This is a genomic window from Rhodococcus artemisiae (assembly GCF_036327795.1).
Taxonomy (GTDB): domain Bacteria; phylum Actinomycetota; class Actinomycetes; order Mycobacteriales; family Mycobacteriaceae; genus Rhodococcus; species Rhodococcus artemisiae.
Map to the genome: position 1 here is coordinate 122,480 of NZ_JAUTXY010000006.1, position 22,157 is coordinate 144,636.

Genomic DNA, 22,157 nt, shown 5'->3' on the forward strand with positions numbered 1-22,157 from the left:
ACCCCTTCCGACGTGTATACCAATACACGTTACAACTCATTCACAAACCTATATGTATAGGCATCACCATCGTCCTCTCCTCACGGTTTGATAGTTATCAACAGTTCTATGCAGGAGGCCCGGCGGACGATGCCAGTGTGCGCTTGAGGATCTTCCCCACCGGGCTCATCGGGAACGCGGTCACGAACCTGACTTCCCGGATCCGCTGGTGGGGTGCCACCCGGGCCGCGACGAACCCGGCGAGTTCGTCGGCCAGCCCCGTGTCCTGCGCGTATCCGGCCGCCCGGATGACGAAGGCGACGGGCAACTGCCCAACACCGGGGCTCTCGACCCCGACCACGGCGCATTCGTCCACCGCGGGATGGGCCGACAAGATTTCCTCGAGATGGACGGGATAGATGTTGTAGCCCTTGTAGATCAGCATGTCCTTTGCACGGCCGTCGATGAACAGGTTGCCGTCGGCGTCGATGTGCCCGAGATCGCCGGTGCGGAGCCATCCGTCGACGAACTGCTCTTCCGTCTGTTCCGCTGCACGGTGGTACCCGTCCGTCACCTGCGGCCCCTGGGCCCAGATCTCGCCGATCCTGCCCTCGGGCAGCGGTTCTGCCGTGTGGGGGTCCCGGATATCGATCCCGGTGTCGGGCAAGGGAACCCCGACGCTTCCCATTGGCGACGGGCAATCGGGGTGCATGGGCTGCATTGTGAGGTAGCACGTTGCTTCGCTGAGCCCGTACCCCTCACATACCCGCGCGTTCGAGAACACGTCATGGATCCTTTGCAGCGTCGTGGTGTCGGTCGGGGCGGCGCCGAAAGAGATGGTCAGCACCGATCTGAAGTCGTGTTCGTGCAGCCGTGGGAGGTTGACGATGCTGTGGAACATCGACGGCACACCACCGACCTTCGTCACCTGATGCCGGGTGATGGCCTCCGCGTACGCTTCGGGTTCGAACCGGCCCATCAACACCGTCGTGGTGCCGGTGAAAATGTTGCCGAGCAGTCCGTTGAGCCCGGCCCCGTGAAAGTTGGGTGCGATGTGCAGGGCCACGCCCGTTCCCGGTAGATCGCTGTATCGGTGCTGTGCCCCCGTGTGGAGTCGTAGGCGCACTCGTCCGTGCTCGTCCAGTCCGGCGACCGTACCGCTCCGGCAGGCGGCCAGCTGAATCATGTTGGCGAGGATATTTCGGTGTGTGATGCGCACCGCCTTCGATTTTCCGGTGGTGCCGCCGGTGAACTGAAGATGTGCGATCCACTCCGGGCGACATCTCGGCAGAGGTACCGGATCGTCGCTCATCAGCTCGGCCAGAGAGATCATCTCGTTCGAGTGCGCTACCTCGACTTCTTTGTCGTCGACCGACGGCTCGCCGGGCACTCGGACGGTCAAACCGATGCTGGGTGTCCTGGCAGCCAACGGTTCCGGGCCCGACAGTGGGTGGACGAACAACCCCGCCGGGTCGACCTCCTCGAATTGTTCCTCGATCGCTTGCGTGGGTGCCACAGGGTTGACCGTGCACGCGGTGGCCCCGGCCAGGACCGTCCCGAGGTAGACGACGGGGAACCACAAGTTGTTCGGCATCGCGATCGCGACGTGGTCGCCGTTGCCGATGCCGCGCGCACGGAGTCCTGAGGCAACTCGGATCGCTCTGTCGTGAATATCCGTGAAGGTCAGTTCCCTCGTGCCGTCTGCGAGCCCGACGCGGTCACCGTACGAGGCGGCCGCACCGGCCAGGACGGCGTCCAACCCGACCTCGGGGTACGACATGGGAAGTTCGCCGCAGTCGGATATGCGGTGGGGATTCATTCGCTCAACCATTGCTGCCCACCGCATTTCGGATGACGGCTCGGTCTCGTTCGGGGTCGGCGAAGATCAGGGTACCGACTGCGAAGACCACGGCGACCACTCCGAACGCTTGGAAGGCGGTGGCGTAGCCGGCGGCCGGGGTTGCTGCGGCGTCGACGATCCGTCCGGTGATGTATGGGCCGATGAGGCCGCCGATGCCCATCATCGCCATGAACACTCCCAGCGTTCCGGCTGTTTGCCGAGGCGGGCAGATCTCGGAGATGGACGCAATCACCAGCGGATAGCCCGATGCGAGGAACCCGTAGCCGATCGAGATGATTGCTACGGCGAGGGCGGGCGTCGACACAGACGGCAGGAACACCAGAATTGCGCCGCTGATGAGTACGCCGATCGAGGGAACGATGATGCGAATCAGTCGTGAGGTGGCTCCCCGCGAGGTGAGCCGATCACCGGTCGAGGACAGGAGCAGCATCAGGATCAGGCCCGCAATACTGGGGAAGGCGAACATGGAGCCGGCTTGCAACCTGCTGTAGCCCAGTCCCACTTCGAAGTACGAGGGCAGCCAGGTCAGCACGATCGCGACGAGTGCGTAGATCGACATCACCAGCATCATGCAGCTGATGAATGTTCGGGTCCGGAAGATGTGAATCCACGGCACGGCAGGGGCGTCGGCTCCTGCCGCGGCGCCCGCCGAGTTGGAGTCCTTTTCACTGCGGATATAGGGCCCGACCGACCAGGACGGCAACCACACCAGGCACCACAGGATTCCTACCACCGCCATGCACACCAACGCCGCCCGCCAACCCCAGGTGACCGTGACCAGGGCGAGCGCGGGTGCGACCGCGATCTTTGCCAACGACGCCGATCCCGCAAGCAGCGCGCCCGGGAGTCCTCGTTTGGCCGGCGGATGCCAGGAGAAGGCTGCGGTGTGCGAGAGCGGTCCGCTGGGCCCCTCTGCGAGTCCGAGGAGCATCCGGCTCGCGATGAGCACTGCGAAGCTTGCGGTGATCACCATCGGCAGCATTGCTGCGGACCAGAGGAGTACCAGCACCGCGAGTGCCCACCGTAGCGTTGTCACTCTGGCGATGGCACCGGAGAAGAAGCCGCCGATGGTGAAGGTGAGGAAGAACAGGCTGCCGACCAATCCGATCTGCGACGCGGTCAGGCCGAGTTCGTTGGACAGTGGCTGCGCGATGATGCCCAGCACGGCCTTGTCGCCCCAGTTGATGACGGTCAGGAGTACCAGAAGTGAGGTCAGTCCCCAGGCGCGCCTGCCCGATACGAGTGGTGAGGGCGAAGCGGAGCTCGGCTGCCCGGCTCCGACGGTGGGGTCTTGTGTGTCTTCGTGTGTTGTCACTGGCGGATCCTTCGAGGGAGGGCATGATGAACAACCATGTTGAGCGGCGGGCAGGACGGACTGGTGTCGGTGGGAGCCTGAGGGGACGCCTCGGTGCGGCGGTGAGTGGCCTGACTGACGGCTGATTCGCGTCATCAGCGCGCGAGGAACACCTGATGGGTATTCGGCCGTGATCGTGATGTGTCCGGGTCGGACGAGGTCGAGCGCACGAAAGGTGTTGTAGCAACGCCAGCACTATCCAAGTCGATGACTCCCGCCTCGGGAGAGGTGATCATCCGGTCGATCGCCTGGGCGATGGCTCCGGTTGTGGGGAACGTCGGTGTCTGTCGATTACTGCGTATTCACTTTTGACTATATCTCCTGATGTGTCAAGGGTCACTTTCCTTCGGTGCGCCGCGTGGCGGTCGCGCCTGCGTGGCCGGGTGTGCGGCGACGCCCCACGCCACCGGAAGTGTGAAGATTTCGGCACCGAGATTCCCAATACCTAGATGTCCACAGTGCTTGACAGCCAGGCATTCAGGGATTAGAAGTGAATTGAGAGTAATCACAGAATGTCTGCAGAGTGAGCGGAGTCCCAGCTCGAAGGCTGCGGAAGGCTCCGCTTCCGAGACGACTGAAGTCGTGAATCATTTTCCACCTCATGGCAATCCACCAGAAAGGGCAATGGCATGGGAAATCTGGAGGGTAAGGTCGCCGTGGTTTCCGGGTCGGGGCGAGGGATCGGCCGAGAAATCGCGCTCAAGCTCGCCCATGAGGGTGCGGCCGTGGTGATCAACGACCTCGATCCCGAGCCGGCCGCGCAGACCGAACGGGACATCAAGGAGGCCGGCGGGCAGGCGGTGACCTGCCTGGGTTCGGTCTCAGAAGAGGGATTCGCCGAACGGTTTGTCGCTACCGCCACCGAGACGTTCGGCAGCCTGGACATCATTGTCAACAACGCCGGCTACACCTGGGACTCGGTGATCCAGAAGATGACCGACGAGCAGTGGGACACCATCTTGGACGTCAATCTCAAGGCGCCCTTCCGTATCCTGCGTGCCGCACAGCCATTCATCAAGGCCAATCCCACCGAGTACCACCGCAAGGTGGTCAACATTTCCTCCGTGTCGGGCTACTACGGCAACGCCGGACAGGCCAACTACGGCGCGGCCAAGGCCGGACTGCTCGGACTGACCAAGACCCTCGCCAAGGAGTGGGGGCGGTACAAGGTCAACGTCAACGCCGTGGCGTTCGGGCTGATCGTCACGAGAATGACCGAGGTGACGGCCGACGCCAACACGACCCTGAAGATCGACGGCCGCGAGATCCGCGTCGGCGTCAACCCGCAACGGATGGCCGCCGCGTCGACGATGATCCCGTTCGGTCGTGGCGGCACGCCGGCGGAGGCCGCCGGCGCGGTGTACCTGCTGTGTACTCCCGAATCGGACTACGTCAACAGCCAATGCCTTGTCGTCGACGCCGGCCGCGTCTGACCGCGACCGTCCTCATCTCCGCCGCCCCCCGCATCACCACATACCCAGGAGCACAGACATGAAGCGCACCGTCTACAACGCCGACCACGAGGCGTTTCGAGAGACCATCCGGACGTTCATCGCCAAAGAGGTCACTCCCCACTACCCGGAATGGGAGAAGGCGAACCAGGTTCCCCGCGAACTCTTCAACAAGCTCGCCGAGCTCGGCGCCACCAGCTTCGACATCCCCGAGGAGTACGGCGGCGCCGGACCCACCAGCTTCAAGTTCCAGGCCGTCATGCAGGAAGAAGTCAACCGCGCGGCAGTCGCCTTCGGCCACTACACCGTAAGTATCGGCATCGTTCTGCCCTATCTGCTGCGCCTGGCCGATGCGGAACAGAGACAGCGTTGGTTGCCCGGTGTGGCCTCGGGCGAGACGATGCTGTGCATTGCCATGACCGAGCCCGGCACCGGCTCCGATCTCGCCGGCATCAAGACCACCGCGACACTCTCCGAGGACGGCACCCACTACATCCTCAACGGCGCCAAGACCTTCATCACCGGCGCACGCAACTCGGAACTGTGCGTCGTCGTCGCGCGCACGTCCGCTCCCAACGAGGACCGTCGCTTCGGCCTGAGCCTGTTGGTCGTCCCGACAGACAGCCCCGGGTTCGAGTTCGGGCGCAAGCTCGACAAGATCGGTATGAAGGCATCCGACACCAACGAGATCTCCTTCACCGACATCAAGGTGCCCGTCGAGAACCTGCTCGGCAAGCAGGATCAGGGATTCTCCTACCTCGGTCAGAACCTGCCGCGCGAGCGGCTGTCGATCGGTGTCGGCCAGACCTCGATGGCCGTCGCGGCGATCGAGTTCGCGAAGGATTACGTCCAGGGGCGGCACGTGTTCGGCAAGCCGGTCGCGTCCTTCCAGAACACCAAGTTCGTGCTCGCCGAGTGTGAGACCGAGGTCTCGGCCGCGCAGGCCCTGGTGGACAAGGGACTCGAACTCGACGACACCGGCGAGCTCACCGCCGCCGACGCTGCCCGGATCAAGCTGTTCTGCACCGAGACGGCCGGCCGCGTCATCGACAAGTGCCTGCAGCTACACGGCGGCTACGGCTACATCCTCGAGTACCCGATCGCGCGACTCTACGCCGACACCCGGGTCTCGCGCATCTACGGCGGCACCAGCGAGGTCATGAAAACCATCGTCGCCAAGGACATGGGCCTGTAACCGAATCCCTTCTCTCCCAGGAGTTTCTCATGCGCGATGCCGTCATCGTCGATGCCGTGCGAACCCCGGTCGGCAAACGCAACGGCGCCCTGTCCGGGATGCACGCGGTCACCCTTTCCGCTCACGTCCTGAACTCACTCGCCGAACGCACGGCGCTGGATCCCGCGCTGGTGGACGATGTCATCTGGGGTTGTGTCGGCACACTCGGGATGCAGGCCGGGTGTATAGGGCGCTCCGCGGTGCTCGCTGCCGGGTGGCCGGAGCACGTACCCGGCGTCACGGTCGATCGGCAGTGCGGTTCGTCCCAGCAGGCCGTCCACCAGGCCGCCGCCGGGGTCATGTCCGGTCAGTACGACGTCGCGATCGCCGGGGGCGTGGAGATGATGAGTGTCGTCCCACTCGGAGCCGCCGCCCGCGCCGGCGACTACGGCCCGATGCACGGCCCCCTCGTCTTCGACCGCTACGGCATCACCCGGTTCGACCAGGGCAAGGGTGCCCAGATGATCGCCGACGAGTTCGGGATCAGCCGGACCGAGATGGACCAGCATGGTCTCGACTCGCACGCCCGTGCGGCCGCGGCCGTCGACGCGGGCCGGTTCGCCGGACAGATCACCCCACTGAAAGTGCGGGACGCCGACGGCGCCGAGCGCCTGTTCGACACCGACGAGGGTATCCGCCGCAGTGGCACACTCGACCGGCTCGCAGGCCTGCCGGTGGCGTTCGAGAGCACCGAGATCACGGCCGGCAACGCCTCTCAGGTCTCCGACGGCGCTGCCGCACTGCTGGTCACTACCAGTGAGATCGCCAGTGTCAACGGGTGGACGCCGATGGCGCGCATCCACACCGCGGTGGTCACCGGCACGGATCCGGTGAGCATCCTCAAGGGGCCGATCCCGGCAACCGCACTGGCACTGAGACGTTCGGGCCTGACGCTCGGCGATATCGGCACGTTCGAGATCAACGAGGCATTCGCGGCGGTCACTCTGGGCTGGCTGAAGGCGACCGGCGCCGACTACGAGCGGATGAATCCCAACGGTGGCGCGATGGCGATCGGTCACCCCGTCGGCGGTTCCGGGGCCCGGCTGATGACCACCATGGTCCATCACATGCGCGACAACGGAATCCGGTACGGCCTGCAGTCGATGTGCGAGGGCGGCGGGATGGCCAACGGGACGGTGCTCGAACTGCTCTGACCGGCAGCTGACCACGGAATCGCAAAGCGTAGAACAGTCAACACAACTGATGGAGTCGAAATGAGTCGCAGAGTACTTGTCGCCGGCGTGGGAATGGTCCCCTTCACCAAGCCCGGCCGCAGTGACCCCTACTTCGAGATGGGTGCGGGAGCCATCCGGGCAGCGCTCGCGGATGCCGATCTGGCATTCGAGACAATCGAGCAGGCGTACGCCGGATACGTCTACGGTGATTCGACCAGTGGACAGCGGGCGATCTACATGGTCGGCATGACCGGAATCCCGATCGTCAACGTCAACAACAACTGCGCGACCGGTTCGTCGGCGCTGTGGTTGGCACGCCAGGCCGTCGAGTCGGGCGCGGTGGAATGCGCATTGGCCGTCGGGTTCGAGCAGATGCGCCCCGGCGCACTCCTCAACCAGTGGGACGATCGTCCCGCCCCGATGGGCCGCCACATCGAGGTACTCGACCGCACCTTCGGTGTGGACAGAGACAACCCGTCGATGGCCATGCAGTACTTCGGCGCCGCTGGACAGGCGTACCTCGACCGATACGGCATGGACCCGGAGATCTTCGCCCGGGTGGCGGTCAAATCCCGCATGCACGCCGCGAACAACCCGTATGCCGTCTTCCGTGATCCGATCACCCTCGACGAGGTCATGAATTCCAAGCCCCTCTACGGCCCGGTCACTCGCCTGCAGGCGTGCCCGCCCACCTGTGGCGCCGGTGCTGCCATCGTGTGCAGCGACGAGTTCGCCCGCAAGCACGGACTCACCCCGACCGTGGCGATCGCCGCACAGGAGCTGACGACGGACCGGCCGAGTGTGTTCGAGGACGACGACATGTTCAAGATCGTCGGCTCCGACATGACTGCGCGGGCTTCGAAAGCCGTCTACGAGAAGGCCGGTGTCGACCCCTCCGACATCAAGGTCGTCGAACTGCACGACTGCTTCACCGTCAACGAGGTGCTCTGCTACGAGGCACTCGGCCTGGTCGAGGAGGGCGGCTCGGAAAAATTCGTGCTCGCCGGTGACAACACCTACGAGGGTCGGGTCGTCATCAACCCCAGCGGCGGCCTGATGTCGAAGGGCCACCCACTCGGAGCCACCGGACTGGCTCAGTGCACCGAGCTCGTCTGGCAGCTGCGCGGCACTGCGGGCAACCGTCAGGTGGACGGCGCCACCCTCGCCCTCCAGCACAACCTCGGCCTCGGCGGGGCCGGCGTCGTCACGCTGTACGAGAAGGTCTCCTGACCTGTATCGCTCGCACTGATTCTTCAACACGTTCAACAACACCGGCTTTCAGGCAACACACATTGCCGATGATCAAGTGAGGACACACATGATGGGTCAACTGGACGGACGCGTTGCGATCGTCACCGGCGCCGGCGCCGGAATCGGACGCGAACACGCATTGCTGATGGCTGCCGAGGGTGCCGAGATCGTCGTCAACGACATGCGGGGTGCACAGGATACGGTGGACGAAATCATCGCTGCCGGCGGCGCAGCCGTTGCGGTCGAAGGCTCCGTCGCCGACCTCGCGGTCGGTGAAAAGCTCACCGAGGTAGCAGTGTCCACCTTCGGCGATCTCCACTCGGTCATCAACAACGCCGGCATCATCCGCGACGCGATGCTGTGGAACATGACAGAGGACGAGTTCGACTCCGTGGTGGCGGTGCACCTCAAAGGTGCCTTCTCGGTCACCCGCGCCGCCGCGATCCACTGGCGCGCACAGGCGAAGGCCGGTAATCAGGCGGTCCGCACGATCGTCAACACCAGCTCAGGGTCCGGCCTGCACGGCAACTTCGGTCAGTGGAACTACTCGGCGTCCAAAGCGGGCCTGGCGATCCAGGCCGTCAACGCCTCGCGTGAACTCGAGCGCTTCGGCGTCAAGGCGAACGCGATCGCGCCGGTCGCCCGTACCGAGCCGGTCAAGGCCACCCCCGGCATCAAGGATCTCGTCGGCGAGCCGGTGGACGCGGCCGTGTTCGACCGCTACAACCCGGCGAACTGCTCACCGTTGGTCGCCTACCTGTCGAGTGAGCAGTGCGCGTTCAACGGTCAGGTCTTCGGCGTGTACGGCGGCTATGTCGGCCTGTACAGCGGTTACTCGATCGCCGCCGAGGTCCGCGACGATCGGCAGTGGAGCGTCTCCGAGCTGGTCGACGTGCTCGGTGCCGAGTCGTTCCCCAAGTCCGTCGAAACCAAGCGCGCGGGCATCCCGGCCGTTCGAGGAGAGACCAAGTGAGCTACGAATTCCCCATCGACTACAGCAAGGTCCAGGAGTTTGCGCGGGCCGTGCACGCCGATCCGCAGGCACACGCCGGCCGCGACGCCGTCATCCCGCCCACGATGCTGACGAGTGGCCGGATGATCTGGGAGCCCCAGGAGCAGTCGGGTTTCCGCAAGCTCGGATTCGACCGTCGCCGCATCCTGCACGGCGAGGAGGAATACATCTTCCACGGACCGCTCCCGCGAGCGGGCCAGACACTGACCGCCGAAACCCGCATCGGTGACACGTTCGACAAGCCAGGCAAGCGTGGCGGTGTCATGACCTTCGCGAAGATGATCACCGAGTTCCGCGACGAAACGGGGCAGCTGGTCGCCACCCAGAACAGCACCATCATCCAGACCGCCACCACCGGCGGAAGCGAGGAGGGCAAATGACGACCACGACCGCCGCAGTTACCGTCGGACAGCAGGCGGAGCCCAAGACCTACGGTCCGCTGACCCGGACCGACTTCGTCAAGTACCAGGGCGCCTCGGGCGACTTCCACCCGCTGCACCACGACGACGTCTTCGCCCGCGAAACAGGATTCCCGTCCGTATTCTCCGTCGGCATGCTGCAGGCGGGCATGCTGGCCAGCTACGTGACCGACTGGATGGGCGTGGAGAATCTCCGTCGCTTCAAGATCCGTTTCGCCGACAAGGTCTGGCCCGGCGACGAGCTGACGTGCTCGGCGACCGTCACCGACATCCTCGACGCGGCCGACGGCCGACGGGCTGTCCTCGAGGTCACCTGCACCCGCCAGAACGGCGTGGTCGCCTTGGTGGGCGACGCGGAATTCTTGCTCAACTGACGTGGTATCCGGGGGCGCCGACCGATCCGGCGCACCCCGGAACTCCACCAACCATCCGACCTGAGGAGCACGCGAGCCAATGCACTTGACGCAACCCCTGCACAGGGCAGTCCAGCAGCAACCACACCAACCGCTGACCGTGTCTGGCACTCGTGAGCGCACCGCACCGCAGATCGCGCACAATGTGGCCCGGCTCGCGGGGGCGTTGCGGGAACTCGGCGTCGGACCCGGTGACCGAGTGGTCATCGTGGCCTTCAACTCGGACCGCTACTTCGAAGCACTGATGACGACGTGGTGGCTCGGAGCGGTCGCCACCCTGATCAACCGGAACTGGTCCGCGGTAGAGGTCGCTGACGCCGTGTCAGGTGTGGGCGCCAGGTGCATCCTCGTGGACGAGGAGTGCTTGCCGCTGGTCGGTGGCCTCGACGCCGAGACTTCGACGGTCTACCTGGGGGACGGTCCGGCGCCTGCGGAAATGGCGAGTTACGAAGATCTGATCGCGGCGGGGCCGGTCGTCGCGGACGTGCGGGCCGGCGGTGACACGCTGGCAGCATTGATCTACTCGGGCGGCACCACCGGCAGGCCCAAGGCGGTCATGCACTCACACCGCAGCCTGACGATCTCGATCCTGTCCAGCACGGGCTACGCCCGTTCCTGCGAGCCGGGCGGTTCCGCGCTGGTGATGGCCCCGCTGTTCCACATCGCGGCGCTGCTCGGGATGCTGGCGCAGACCGTGGTGGGCGGCACGCTCGTGTTCGCGAACCGCTTCGATCCGGACGAGGTACTCGGTCTGATCGCCGACCGCGCGATCAACACGATGACCTCGATCCCCAGCATGCTGCAGCTGCTCTACAACCATCAGGCGTTCCCGGACACGGACGTCACCAGCGTCAGGTCGATCGTGTACGGGGCGGCGCCGATGCCCGCGGCGATCCTGGACCACGCCATGGCGGCCTTCCCCAATGCGAACTTCGTTCAGGGCTACGGCATGACGGAGACCGCTGTGATCGTGTCATTGCTCGGCGCGGACCACCGAGCCGGTGGGGCCCGTCTGCGCTCGGCAGGGCGCGCGTCCCTGCACGCCGAAGTCCTCGTCATGGGTGACGACGGCGAGGAAGCTCCACGTGGCACGGTCGGCGAGATCGTCACTCGCGGCGAGCACGTCATGCTCGGGTACTGGAACAACCCCGAGGAGACAGCCGCCGCCCTGCGTGGCGGTTGGCTGCACACCGGGGACCTCGGTTACATGGACGACGACGGCTACATCTACATCGTCGACCGCGCCAAGGACATGATCATCACCGGTGGTGAGAACGTGTACTCGGCCGAGGTCGAGGACGTGATCGCCAACCACCCGGCGGTGCTGCGCTGCGCCGTCATCGGGCTGCCCGACACTCGTTGGGGCGAACGGGTGCACGCCGTCGTCGTGCTCGCGCCGGGCGGGGTCGCGACGGCCGAGGAAATCCGCGGCCATGTCAAGGCGCAGATCGCGGGATACAAGGCACCGCGCACCGTCGACTTCGTCGACGCGCTGGCCACCACCGCCACCGGCAAGACCGACAAGCGGTTCATGCGCCGGCTCTACACCTAGACCATTCACTGCGCCGTCGGCAGGACGAGGAGAACCCCATGAAACGCACCATTTTCGACGATCAGCACGACGCCTTCCGTGAAATGTTCCGTAGCTTCCTCCGCAAAGAGGTGGTGTCGGAGTTCCCGAAGTGGGAGGAGCAGGGATACGCGCCGCGCGAGTTCTTCCGGAAGCTCGGCGACATCGGGGTCACAGGGTTCGACATTCCCGAGCAGTACGGCGGGGCGGGGCCGACAAGCTATCGCTATCTGATGGTCATCGGAGAGGAAGCCGCCCTGGCCGGCGTCTCCCTGGGCAACTACCAGGCAAGTTCCGGGATCGTACTGCCCTACCTACTGATGCTCGCAAACGAGGAACAGCGCGCACGCTGGCTGCCGCTGTGTGCGCGAGGTGAGGCGGTGCTGTCGGTGGCCATGACCGAACCGGGAACCGGATCGGACCTCGCCGCCATCCGTACCACCGCGACGTTCTCGCCGGACGGTGACCATTACGTCCTCAACGGCGCGAAAACGTTCATCACCAACGCATCCCAGGCCACCCATATGATCGTGGCGGCACGCACAGGTGAGCCGGGAGCGGACCGCCGGGGTGGGCTGTCGCTGTTTGTCCTGGACACCACCACACCAGGTTTCGAGGTGGGCCGCCGGCTCGACAAGATCGGCCTGAAGTTCAGCGACACCTGCGAAGTCTCGTTCACCGATGTCCGAGTGCCGGTCGGAGACCTCCTTGGCACCGAGGGCGCAGCCTTCGACTATCTCGGACGGAACCTGCCGCGAGAACGTCTCGCGATGGCGGCAGGGGGGTGCGCCACCGCCGCTGCGGCCATCGCACACGCGAACTCCTACACCCACGAGCGCCAGGTCTTCGGCAAGCCGGTGGCAAGTTTCCAGAACACCAAGTTCGTGCTCGCCGAGTGCGTAGCGGAGCTCGCAGCAGCCCAGGCCCTCGTCGACCACGCCGTGCTCCTCGAGGAGACGAGCGAGCTGTCTGCGGTCGACGCCGCGATCTGCAAGCTGCACTGCACCGAGATGGCCGGCCGGGTGATCGACAAGTGCCTGCAACTACACGGCGGGTACGGCTACATCCTCGAGTACCCGATCGCGCGGCTGTACGCGGACACGAGGGTCTCGCGAATCTACGGCGGCACCAACGAGGTCATGAAGACGATCATTGCGAAGTCTCTGAGCCGGTAGGAGAATGCAAATGCACGATTTGTTGCGCCTCGACGCGTGCGCTTCCGGTGCGACGCACGAGTTCAGCGGAATCTGCTGTGCGGGTAAGCCCGACCGCGCGTTCGGAGGGCTCACCGTTGCCCATGCCCTGCTGGCGGCGCACCGCACCGTCGCACCGGCCTGGCACGTGCACTCGCTCCATGCCTACTTCCTGGCCATGGGCCGTCCCGATGAGAAAGTGCGCTATCGAGTGCGCACGGTGCGGGACGGCGGCACCTACACGCTGCGGGAGGTCACCGCGCTCCAGGGCACCGAGGAACTGCTCACGCTGACCGCCTCGTTCAAACGGCCCGAGCCCGGGCCCGACCGTCACGTCGCCATGCCTCCCACCCCGGCACCGGAGTCACTCCCGGATCGAGGGGAGGCCGTCGACCGGCTCTGGTCCGGCATCACCCCGTCGTCGGCAATTCGGCAGGTCGTTCAGGTGCGTCCGGTGGATGGTGATGCGGCCGATGACGACGCGGACCAGTACGGCAGCCGTGCCCGGCGGATGTGGATCCGGTTCTCCGGCCGCTTGTCCGACGATCCTGCACTGCATTCCGCGGCCCTGTCGTTCTGTTCCGATCTGACTCTCGGACGCACCGCTGCCCTCGGTCATCTCGATGCGCTCGGCGGTGGAAACCCTGCGCAGAGGTTGTTTCTCGCCTCGATCGACCACGCCATGTGGTTCCACCGACAGTGCCGCGCGGACGACTGGCTGCTGTACGTCCACCACAGCCGCACCTCCGGGGATGGCCGAGGTCTGACAACTGGCGAATTCTGGACACGCGAAGGCGCTTTGGTGGCCACGGTCACCCAGGAAGTGCTCCTCCGTGAACGACGTACGACACCGACGGCAGACAGGTCTGTGCTGGCCGACGTGGCGCTCGGTTGACCGGGCCGGGTGGATGCCTCGACGACGCACCCTCCGGTGCGAGGAGAAGTCTCGACCGATGCCCGCACGCCGTGGCGGCGGGTTCGGTGGCGCTCTCGTCGGGCCCGCCATGTGGGCGTACCTTGCCGAAACGGCAACGCCATGCGAACGCGGACGGGCAATCGCGCGCGGCACCGCCGCTTACGCCGGCGGTCAGATCATCGGGGTGCCGTTGGAGACCTTCCTCGCGGCCGGTGCGCTGATGGCGACACGATTCGGGTTCTCCACCGACCCGCCCAGCGCGGTAGTTCAATTGACACAATCTAGCTATTGGCGTTCTCTGCCAACGGTTCTCGAATCTGCATCCACTCGTCTTGCCGAGCGCCGATGATGGACGCACTATCGTGCTCCCGACAAAGGGGTCGCTTCGGACGGGATGTACTCCGTCGACGACGGTTTCTCTCTACGTGTCCTACGCCCAACCGCCGGCCACCTCTGCGGCCTGGAAATTGAATACCCGCTCAGCCTCAACAAGCTCGGGGCGGGACACGTCGAACGTTCAGCCCGCCACCCGACTCCAGGCGCTGGGAACTTCCGCTCCGGCCTCGCAGTCGAACACGGTCGGTTGCCCGCGCCGGTCGGCATGATCGAGCGCCTCGTTGAGGTCCCCGAACCAATCTACGATGTCGAACCACCGCCGCGGGCCGACCTGACGGACAAGCACATACTGGCAGGGTCGGAGCAATCGGCGCTCGGTCGCGATGTTCAGGAATGCTTTCGTGAGTACCTCGACATCTTCGTCGAGTGCGGCGTCATGGACGAGCTGCCCCGTCGGGACCAGATAGCCGAACGGGGGACGGAAATCGACGGCTCGCATAGCACCGTTCCCTCCGATCCAGGCGGACTGTTCGTGGTGTGCGCTGATCATCGTCACTCCTCCTCCGTCGCCCCTTGCCTGCAATTGTCCACAGGAACCCTGTGAGGACCCTGTGAGTTCGGGCCACTGGACCGTCCGCCATCAGGGCTGACCAGGTGCAGCGGATTGGTGTCAGCGACCGATGCTCGAGTCCATGTCGAAGACGTCACTTGTCTCACCTGCATCGTCCTGCCCACGAACGTGGTCGTGCGTCGTCGGACGGCCCGTCCGCGCCAAACGATGTCCACAACAGCTGTCGCAATTCAGACCCCGTAGCCTGCGACTACGCGCCAAGCGGGTAGGTAACGGGCAGCGCTTCGGCGCGATCGTGTGGCACTGACCTGGCGCACCCGCGAAGGCGGGCTCCAGGCTTGGCCGGCCGCAGTGCCGTCGAACTCGATTCTTCCCTCGAGACCAGTTTCGAGGTGCCCGCTTCTGAGGGGGAGGCGGGCGCGGGTGGAATATTCGACTGTGTATCGCAGCGTTGGCCGACGGTGCGCAAGTATTCGGGCAGCTCGAATGCCGCCGTTTCAACCCTTCTGATCGGCCAGCACATACTCCGCGAACCGTGCGACTGCGAGGACCAGGTCGTCCGAGTGCCGCGGCCCCACGATCTGGAGTCCGACGGGAAGCCCCGCCGCCGTCGTCCCCGCAGGAATACTGATCGCCGGCTGTTGAGAGAGGTTGAACGGGTAGCTGAACGGCGTCCACTGCGGCCAGGTGGTTGCCGACGACCCGGGCGGCACGTCGTGGCCTGCCTCGAACGCGGTGATCGGCACCGCGGGAGTCAGCAGCACGTTGTGGGTCATGTGGAACGTGCCCATGGTGATACCCACGGCAGCGGCGACGGCACGCGCATCGAGATATTCGACGGCGCTGAGTTTTTCGCCGCGCTCCCACACTCGACCGAGACCGGGGTCGACCTTGTCTCGGGTGCCGTCGGGGAAGTTCTTCAGCATCGCGGCGGCGCCGGATGCCCACAGCACGTCGAATGCCTCGAGCGGGTCGTCGAATCCGGGATCGGCGTCGGTGACGGCCAGTCCGGCATCGGCGAGCCTGCGCACCGCGCGGTCGACGATGTCGCCGACCTCGGGGTCGACCGAGACGTAGCCGAGTGTTTTCGAGTACGCGACACCGAGACCGACGACCTCACGATCCAATGCTCCGCGGAACGTCATGACGGGAGGTGCGAGCGCAGTAGGGTCGCGGGGGTCGGGCAGCGCCAGGATGTCGAGGAGCAGGGCGGCGTCCTCGACGGTTCGGGTGATCGGCCCGGCGTGTGCGAGCGGACCGAACGGGCTCGCGGGGAACAGCGGAATCCGTCCGTGCGTCGGTTTGAATCCGACGACACCGCAGAACGCCGCGGGGATGCGGATGCTTCCGCCCCCGTCGGTGCCTATCGAGCAGGGGCCGAAGCCGGCGGCGACAGCGGCGGCGCTCCCGCCGGACGATCCGCCCGCCGTCTTCGTGGTGTCGAGAGGGTTGCGGGTGATTCCGTACAGTGCCGAGTCGGTCACGGCCTTCCATGCGATCTCCGGCGTGGTGGTCTTGCCGACGAACACCATTCCGTCCTCGCGCAGGCGTGCGACGGCGGGACTGTCGACGTCCCATGCTTGATCGGGGTCGACGGCCTGCGAACCGCGCAGTGTCGGCCAGTCCTTCGTCAGGAAGATGTCCTTGATCGAGATGGGTACCCCGTCGAGCAGTCCCTTTGCGTATCCGGTGCGCCAACGTTCCTCGGATCGGCGAGCCTGTTCCAGCGCCCGTTCCTCGTCGACGAGGCAGAACGCGTTGATGGTGCGGTCGCGCTCGGCGATGTCGTCGAGTACTGCCCGGGTGGCCTCGACCGGGGACAGCTCACCCGCGGAGAAGGCAGTCACCATTTCGACGGCGGTCATGTCGGTGGGCTTCATGTGTTGCCTCCCTGGTGTTCGGGCCCGCTCCCGGGCGTCAGGCTCAGGTACTCGGCACGTAGCCGAGGCGCTTGTCCACGACATTCTCGAGCTCGCCGCCGGAACGCCACCGCTGGAAGTTGTCGACGAACACATCGACCAGCGCATCTCTCCATCCGCGGAAGTCGCCGGAATTGTGCGGTGTGATCATGACATTCGGAATATCCCACAGCGGGTGTTCCTGCGGGAGCGGTTCGGTGTCGACGACGTCGAGTGCGGCGCCGGCAATCTCGCCGGAACGCAGGGCCTCGACCAGGTTGTCGGTGCGGACGAGGTCGCCGCGTCCGATGTTGACGAACCGCGCACTCGGTTTCATCGCGCGGAACAATGCCGTGTCGAACATGCCGCGCGTCTGCTCGGTGAGTGGAGCGGCGACGACCACGAAGTCGGCGCCGGAGAGTTCTTCGGGCAGGTCTTCGGTGGCGGTCACGATGCCGAAATCGGGGTCGTCGTCGCGTGCGCGTCGTCCCGACCCTCGGACCTTCATGCCGACTGCGGTGAGCAGGCGTGCGATCGCGCGGCCGATGGGGCCGGTCCCGACGACGAGGGCGGTTCGTCCGGCGATGCGCTCGGATTCGCGGTGTCGCCACGTGTGCTCGCGCTGGAGTCGCAACGACTCGGGGAGATCTTTCGCGAACGAGAGAATCTGTGCCAGGACGTATTCGGCGATGGGTTGATCGAAAACCCCACGGGAATTCGTGACGATGACGTCACTGTCGCGTAGGGCCGGGAACATGATGGGGTCCACGCCCGCGGCTGCCGCGTGGACCCACCGCAGCGACTCGGCAGCGTGCCACGCGTGGGGGAGTGCATCGGTGAGGAAGTCGTAGACGAACAGCACGTCGGCGCCCTCGAGGGCGGTGGCGAGGCCGTCGCTGTCGGTGTAGCGGATCTCGGCGTGTTCGGCCACCGGGGCCAGGAGTGTCGTGTCGGGCACGGTCTCGGCATGCAGTACCGCTACTACCGGGTTCGCTGTCACGTTTGACACCGTATGAGGGCATCGTATTATTGTCAACAATCCTCGTATGGTGGTGTCTTCGGGTAGAAGCAGAGGGCCCTATGGAATTGAACATCCCCGAATTCGAGGGACCCCTCGCACAGCGAGGCATCGGCATCATCGCACCGTTCGACCTCGCGCTCGAACGCGAGTTGTGGCGCTGGGCTCCACTCGAAGTGAGCCTGCACCTCGCGCGCACACCCTTCGAGCCCGTCGCGGTGAGCAGGGCGATGGCCGAACTCGTCTCCGATCGTCGTCACCTCATGGCCGCAACCCGCGACATCCTGCAGGTCGAGCCCGAGGTGGTCGCCTATCTCTGCAGTTCCGGGTCCTTCGTCAAAGGCGTGGCGTACGAGAAGACCCTGTGCGACGCGATCTGTGAGGCCGGGGCACCCGAGGCGGTGACGACTTCGGGGGCGCTGCTCGAAGCGCTCCGCGAACTGGGCCTGACCAGGATCTCGGTGCTCACCCCGTACGACGAGGAGCTGACGCTGCTCCTGCGAGATTTTCTCGCCGAAGCGGGAACCGAGGTTCTGCGTTCCGAACACCTCGGGCTCGGTGGCGGCATCTGGAAGGTCAACTACCGCACCATCGCCGAGCGCATCATCGGCGCCGATACCCCCGAATCCGAAGCCGTTTTCGTCAGCTGCACCAACCTTCCGACCTACGACCTGATCGCACCGCTGGAACGTGAACTGGGCAAACCGGTGCTCACGGCCAATCAGCTCACGATCTGGGCGTGTCTCGGCCGGATGAGGCTGCCGATGACGGGACCCGGCCAGTGGTTGAGAGGTGTCTTCTGATGGTCAGCTGCCCGACGGTCGGCATCATCTATCCCGACCACGCCGCTGAGGACGACTACCCGTTCGCCGCGGAGCTTCTCGGCGTCCGGATTCCCGTCGCCCACATCTACGGAACCGACTTGCATGCGGTCCCCGAGCTGCTCGACCTGGGCAGCCCCGAGAAGCTCGCCGCCGGGGCGGCGAAGCTCGAGGCGGAGTCGCCGGACGTCGTCGTGTGGGCGTGCACGTCCGGGAGCTTCGTGTACGGGCCGGACGGTGCGCGCAACCAGGTCGAGCAGCTGTCGGCGTCGGCAGGTGGCATCCCTGCGTCGAGCACGAGCTTCGCATTCGTCGAAGCGTTGCGTGCGCTCGGCGCAACCCGCGTCGCGGTCGCCGCAAGCTACCCGCGCGACGTGAGCGAGCTCTTCGTCGAGTTCCTGCGCGTCGCCGGCATCGACGTCGTCTCGTTCACCGGTGCCGGCATCGAGACTGCAGCCCAGGTAGGCACCCTCACCTCCGGTGAGGTGCTCGACCTCGCCGCTGCCAACGATCACCCCGATGCGCAGGTGCTCCTCGTGCCCGACACCGCCATGCATACGCTGCGCTTCCTGCGGGACATCGAAACGCACGTCGGCAAGCCGGTTCTCACCGCCAATCAGGTGACGGTGTGGGAAGGCCTCCGGCTCGCGGGATATAACCTAGGACGCCCGGAACTGGGCACACTGTTCGAGGAAGGTGTCGATCATGACACTCGGTGATCTCGGGGATCTCCAACCCGTGGCTCAACCGTCGACGGCGGAACTGATCGCTGATCAACTGCGGTCGGCCATCGTCCGCGGCGCCATCGAACCGGGCGCGCAGCTCGGAGAAGCCGACCTCGCGACACGTTTCGCCGTGTCGCGAGGACCGCTGCGCGAGGCCATGCAACGCCTCGTCTCCGAAGGTCTGCTCTACAGCATCCGCAACCGCGGGATCTTCGTCACCGAACTGACCTTCGACGACGTCGTCGACATCTACAACAATCGCCGTGTCATCGAGGGCGGTGCACTCGACCTCGTGCTCGACGGGCGCCGTGAGCAGACGTGGCAGGATCTCGGGACTGCGATCGATGCGATGCGCGTGGCTGCGGACAGGGGCGACGCCGGCGGTGTCTCCGACGGCGACCAGATGTTCCACGAGATCCTCGTCGCCGGTGCATCCAGCCCGCGGCTGATCCGGTCGGCGCGCACGCTACTCGTCGAAACCCGTATGTGCCTCGGGGCGCTGCACACGACCTATCCGGATCTGCACGTGCAGGTCGACGAGCACGTCGCACTGCGCGAGGCGATCCGCACCGCCGAACCCGACGTGGTGCGCAAGCTTCTCGGCGAGCACCTGCACGACACCGTCGATCGGCTCAGAGATCAGGGTCTCGGGGGCCAGGAGTAACGGCCTCGGCGCTGCCGAAGGTCATTCTCAGATCGGGGATCGACGACGTGACCAGCGCGCGTCGCGGCAGACCCAGGCGGTGTAGTTCCTCGGCGATCGGATGGGTACCGAGCCGCAGAGTTGCCCCACCCGTCCGGGTGCGGACTCCGCTGGGGTTCATGTCCCATGTGGTGCGACGCGTGACGTCGTCGAGGTGCGAGTATGCGGCCAGCGACGCGGCGATGCCCTTGCCGGGCACGGGCAGGCCGGGAGCCACCGACAGCTCTGCGATCAGCGCGCCGTCGCAGCTCACAGTTCCTCGCTTGGTGGCGCTGCTGTGGTCGGTGTCGAAATCGGCCAGGACCTTCGGGAACCCCCAGATGCCCCGACCCGCCGCGCGCGTGAATTCTCCGTCGACCGGCAACTGATGGATCAGCGCGCCCGCGCCTCCGGTCGCGAGGTCGCGCAGATCCTGCGGCACGCCGCCACCGCGCCGGGCGTGGTCGCGGACGAGGAAGCAGACCCCGAACTCGTTGTAGGGCCCGAGGTCACCGTCCACGTAGTCGACGAACACGAGTGTGCACAATCCACGGCCGGGGCGGTACTGCAGGAGTTCGAGTCCGGTGTGGGCGATCAGCGCCTGAGTGGGGGAGACGGGGACGGAGAAGACGGCCATGAACGCCGTCGCCGTGCGCACCTGCACGGGCATGCCGATGGGAGTGCCCAGCACCATGTGAACATCACTCATACCAGCAATGAGAACACGTTCTAGTCGCCAGTGGAAGGGAGCGTGGGTAGAGCGGTCAGCTGGGCGCGCCGATGTTCATTTCGTCCGGATGCGCGCCCACGCGATTGCCGTTGTCGAGGGTGTCGATCTCGCTGAGATCGAGGTCGGACAGTTCGAAATCGAACACGTCGATGTTCTGGGCGATGCGCGCGTCGTGCACCGACTTCGGGATCACGATCAGACCGTTCTGCAGATGCCACCGAATCAGCACCTGCGCCGCGCTTTTGCTGTGACGATCGGCGATCCGGTCGATGACGGGGTCGGTGAGCAGGGTGTTGGGCTTCGAATTCGGTCCCCAACCGGCGTTGCTGGTGCCGCCGAGCGGACTCCACGACTCGACCGCGATGCCGTGTTCAGCGGCAGCCGAGCGGATCGCATGCTGAGGAAGGTTCGGGTGCAGCTCCACCTGGTCGACGGCCGGCAGAAGCCCACCACGGTCGACGAGCAACTGCAGGTGGTGCGGCTCGAAGTTGCACACACCCACGGCCTTCGCCCGGCCGGATTCGGCGATCTTCTCCAGGGCATCCCACGTGCGCAGCAGACGATCGTTGTCCTGGAGCGGCCAGTGGATCAGATACAGGTCGATGTAATCGGTGCCCAATTTCGCGAGGCTCGTGTCGAAGGCCTTCAGCGCAGATTCGTATCCCTGGTCGGAGTTCCAGAGCTTGGTGGTGACGAAGATGTCCTCGCGCGGAACCGAGGTGCCCGCGAGCGCGCGGCCCACGCCCTCCTCGTTTCCGTACGCGGCGGCGGTGTCGATGTGTCGGTAGCCGGCTTCGTCGATTGCGAATCGGACGGCGTGCTCGGTCTCATCGTTCGTGGCCTGCCAGACGCCCAGGCCGAGCTGCGGGATGGTGGTTCCAGAGTTCAGCGTGATATCGGGAGTCGTCATACGTTCGAGGTTAACGCCTCCCCGTTGTGAGCGAATGGCACAGCCGATCGCGTGATCGAGACGAATGTACCGTTCGCTCACAACAAGCGGAGCTGCCCGGCCCACCGATCGACGTCGGACCTGCTCGTCAGCCGTACGACCGGCAGTTCGGGACGCCGCTCGAGCACTTCGCGGATGCGCTTCGGGAAGAGCCCGTACGTCGACCACGACCAGCGGATGATGTGCGTGCGGTCGGTGAAGATGGTGTGCAGCGGCGGTTCGACGTTGCCGTTCCACAACACCTCGTGGCGGATCCGGCGTCGCAGTGTCCGGCGGATCACCTGTCGCATCACGACGGAGCGAGGGAGATCGAGCCACACCATCAGATCGGCGCGGTCGGCGAGCAGCGGTCGCACCACCGTGTATTGCCACTCGGTCACCCAATGCGGCTTCGCGGTGAAGTCCTCGACGTCGGCGACGAACGACGGCAGCGGCGTCCAGTTCGGTCCGTGATACAACCCGTCGATCTCGATGTGCTCGATACCGAGTGCGTCGCCGAGGCGGGCGGAGAGCGTGGTCTTCCCGGAGCCCGACGTCCCCGCCACAACGATGCGGCAGGGACGGTCGGGTGGCGGTGTCGTCGAGTCGAGGAGAGGCAC

At 65.5% G+C, this 22,157-nt stretch carries 22 protein-coding genes; 14 read left to right on the forward strand and 8 right to left on the reverse strand.

All coding sequences use genetic code 11. The annotated features are described in order from the left end of the window. Positions 1 to 106: 106 nt before the first annotated feature. Both Q7514_RS14895 and Q7514_RS14900 read right to left on the reverse strand, forming a co-directional pair. Complete coding sequence (locus Q7514_RS14895) at positions 107 to 1,810, reverse strand: class I adenylate-forming enzyme family protein (protein WP_330134048.1); 1,704 nt, start codon at positions 1,808 to 1,810, stop codon at positions 107 to 109. Continuing rightward, a complete protein-coding gene (locus tag Q7514_RS14900; protein WP_408016098.1) occupies positions 1,803 to 3,155 on the reverse strand; it encodes an MFS transporter in 1,353 nt (450 codons plus the stop codon). The genes Q7514_RS14895 and Q7514_RS14900 overlap by 8 nt, the downstream gene beginning before the upstream one ends. Positions 3,156 to 3,823: 668 nt before the next feature. On the opposite strand from Q7514_RS14900, the gene Q7514_RS14905 reads away from it, so the two are divergent. The 11 genes from Q7514_RS14905 (at position 3,824) to Q7514_RS14955 (ending at position 14,177) form a co-directional block, all read left to right on the forward strand. Next, entirely contained in the window at positions 3,824 to 4,627 is an 804-nt protein-coding gene (locus Q7514_RS14905) for an SDR family NAD(P)-dependent oxidoreductase (RefSeq protein ID WP_330134049.1), read from the forward strand. A 58-nt stretch (positions 4,628 to 4,685) separates the two neighbouring features. Next, positions 4,686 to 5,840 carry an acyl-CoA dehydrogenase family protein gene (locus tag Q7514_RS14910; protein ID WP_330134050.1) on the forward strand — a complete coding sequence of 385 codons (1,155 nt, stop codon included), beginning with the start codon at positions 4,686 to 4,688 and terminating at the stop codon, positions 5,838 to 5,840. A 29-nt stretch (positions 5,841 to 5,869) separates the two neighbouring features. After that, on the forward strand, positions 5,870 to 7,033 hold the full coding sequence (locus Q7514_RS14915) for a thiolase family protein (RefSeq protein WP_330134051.1): 1,164 nt from the start codon (positions 5,870 to 5,872) through the stop codon (positions 7,031 to 7,033). 60 nt (positions 7,034 to 7,093) lie between these two features. Then, on the forward strand, positions 7,094 to 8,284 hold the full coding sequence (locus Q7514_RS14920) for a lipid-transfer protein (RefSeq protein WP_330134052.1): 1,191 nt from the start codon (positions 7,094 to 7,096) through the stop codon (positions 8,282 to 8,284). 91 nt (positions 8,285 to 8,375) lie between these two features. After that, positions 8,376 to 9,278 (forward strand): SDR family NAD(P)-dependent oxidoreductase, encoded by a 903-nt coding sequence (locus tag Q7514_RS14925; RefSeq protein WP_408016105.1) that lies wholly within the window; start codon positions 8,376 to 8,378, stop codon positions 9,276 to 9,278. Continuing rightward, a complete protein-coding gene (locus Q7514_RS14930; RefSeq protein WP_330134054.1) occupies positions 9,275 to 9,697 on the forward strand; it encodes an FAS1-like dehydratase domain-containing protein in 423 nt (140 codons plus the stop codon). The genes Q7514_RS14925 and Q7514_RS14930 overlap by 4 nt, the downstream gene beginning before the upstream one ends. Next, positions 9,694 to 10,110 (forward strand): MaoC/PaaZ C-terminal domain-containing protein, encoded by a 417-nt coding sequence (locus tag Q7514_RS14935; RefSeq protein WP_330134055.1) that lies wholly within the window; start codon positions 9,694 to 9,696, stop codon positions 10,108 to 10,110. The genes Q7514_RS14930 and Q7514_RS14935 overlap by 4 nt, the downstream gene beginning before the upstream one ends. A gap of 79 nt (positions 10,111 to 10,189) precedes the next feature. Further along, positions 10,190 to 11,701, forward strand: a complete 1,512-nt coding sequence (locus Q7514_RS14940; RefSeq protein ID WP_330134056.1) for an AMP-binding protein — start codon at positions 10,190 to 10,192, stop codon at positions 11,699 to 11,701. 38 nt (positions 11,702 to 11,739) lie between these two features. Continuing rightward, a complete protein-coding gene (locus Q7514_RS14945) occupies positions 11,740 to 12,894 on the forward strand; it encodes an acyl-CoA dehydrogenase family protein (RefSeq protein ID WP_330134057.1) in 1,155 nt (384 codons plus the stop codon). 10 nt (positions 12,895 to 12,904) lie between these two features. Next, the gene (locus tag Q7514_RS14950) at positions 12,905 to 13,807 is read left to right on the forward strand and encodes an acyl-CoA thioesterase (RefSeq protein ID WP_330134058.1); all 903 of its coding nucleotides are present in this window, start codon (positions 12,905 to 12,907) and stop codon (positions 13,805 to 13,807) included. A 58-nt stretch (positions 13,808 to 13,865) separates the two neighbouring features. Beyond that, positions 13,866 to 14,177 carry a hypothetical protein gene (locus tag Q7514_RS14955; protein WP_330134059.1) on the forward strand — a complete coding sequence of 104 codons (312 nt, stop codon included), beginning with the start codon at positions 13,866 to 13,868 and terminating at the stop codon, positions 14,175 to 14,177. A 168-nt stretch (positions 14,178 to 14,345) separates the two neighbouring features. Here Q7514_RS14955 and Q7514_RS14960 read toward each other — a convergent pair whose 3' ends face one another. The 3 genes from Q7514_RS14960 to Q7514_RS14970 form a co-directional block, all read right to left on the reverse strand. Further along, complete coding sequence (locus Q7514_RS14960) at positions 14,346 to 14,714, reverse strand: hypothetical protein (RefSeq protein WP_330134060.1); 369 nt, start codon at positions 14,712 to 14,714, stop codon at positions 14,346 to 14,348. A gap of 518 nt (positions 14,715 to 15,232) precedes the next feature. Continuing rightward, positions 15,233 to 16,615: an amidase gene (locus Q7514_RS14965; RefSeq protein WP_330134061.1), complete on the reverse strand. Its 1,383-nt coding sequence runs from the start codon at positions 16,613 to 16,615 to the stop codon at positions 15,233 to 15,235. A 43-nt stretch (positions 16,616 to 16,658) separates the two neighbouring features. Beyond that, positions 16,659 to 17,633: a D-2-hydroxyacid dehydrogenase gene (locus Q7514_RS14970; protein ID WP_330134062.1), complete on the reverse strand. Its 975-nt coding sequence runs from the start codon at positions 17,631 to 17,633 to the stop codon at positions 16,659 to 16,661. A gap of 80 nt (positions 17,634 to 17,713) precedes the next feature. Between Q7514_RS14970 and Q7514_RS14975 the strand changes: the two genes are divergently transcribed. From Q7514_RS14975 to Q7514_RS14985, 3 genes are read left to right on the forward strand one after another with little or no spacing between them, the layout of a single operon-like run. After that, complete coding sequence (locus Q7514_RS14975) at positions 17,714 to 18,454, forward strand: maleate cis-trans isomerase family protein (protein WP_054715366.1); 741 nt, start codon at positions 17,714 to 17,716, stop codon at positions 18,452 to 18,454. After that, positions 18,454 to 19,191, forward strand: coding sequence for a maleate cis-trans isomerase family protein (locus Q7514_RS14980; RefSeq protein ID WP_330134063.1), 738 nt, complete (start codon positions 18,454 to 18,456; stop codon positions 19,189 to 19,191). Before Q7514_RS14975 ends, Q7514_RS14980 begins: the two co-directional genes overlap by 1 nt. Then, complete coding sequence (locus Q7514_RS14985) at positions 19,178 to 19,861, forward strand: GntR family transcriptional regulator (RefSeq protein ID WP_330134064.1); 684 nt, start codon at positions 19,178 to 19,180, stop codon at positions 19,859 to 19,861. The genes Q7514_RS14980 and Q7514_RS14985 overlap by 14 nt, the downstream gene beginning before the upstream one ends. Here the strand turns inward: Q7514_RS14985 and Q7514_RS14990 are convergent. From Q7514_RS14990 to Q7514_RS15000, 3 genes are all read right to left on the reverse strand, one after another. Then, positions 19,830 to 20,573 (reverse strand): acetoacetate decarboxylase family protein, encoded by a 744-nt coding sequence (locus Q7514_RS14990; protein WP_408016106.1) that lies wholly within the window; start codon positions 20,571 to 20,573, stop codon positions 19,830 to 19,832. The genes Q7514_RS14985 and Q7514_RS14990 overlap by 32 nt on opposite strands. 70 nt (positions 20,574 to 20,643) lie before the next feature. Then, complete coding sequence (locus Q7514_RS14995) at positions 20,644 to 21,519, reverse strand: aldo/keto reductase (protein WP_330134066.1); 876 nt, start codon at positions 21,517 to 21,519, stop codon at positions 20,644 to 20,646. 77 nt (positions 21,520 to 21,596) lie between these two features. Beyond that, positions 21,597 to 22,157 carry a P-loop NTPase family protein gene (locus tag Q7514_RS15000; protein WP_330134067.1) on the reverse strand — a complete coding sequence of 187 codons (561 nt, stop codon included), beginning with the start codon at positions 22,155 to 22,157 and terminating at the stop codon, positions 21,597 to 21,599.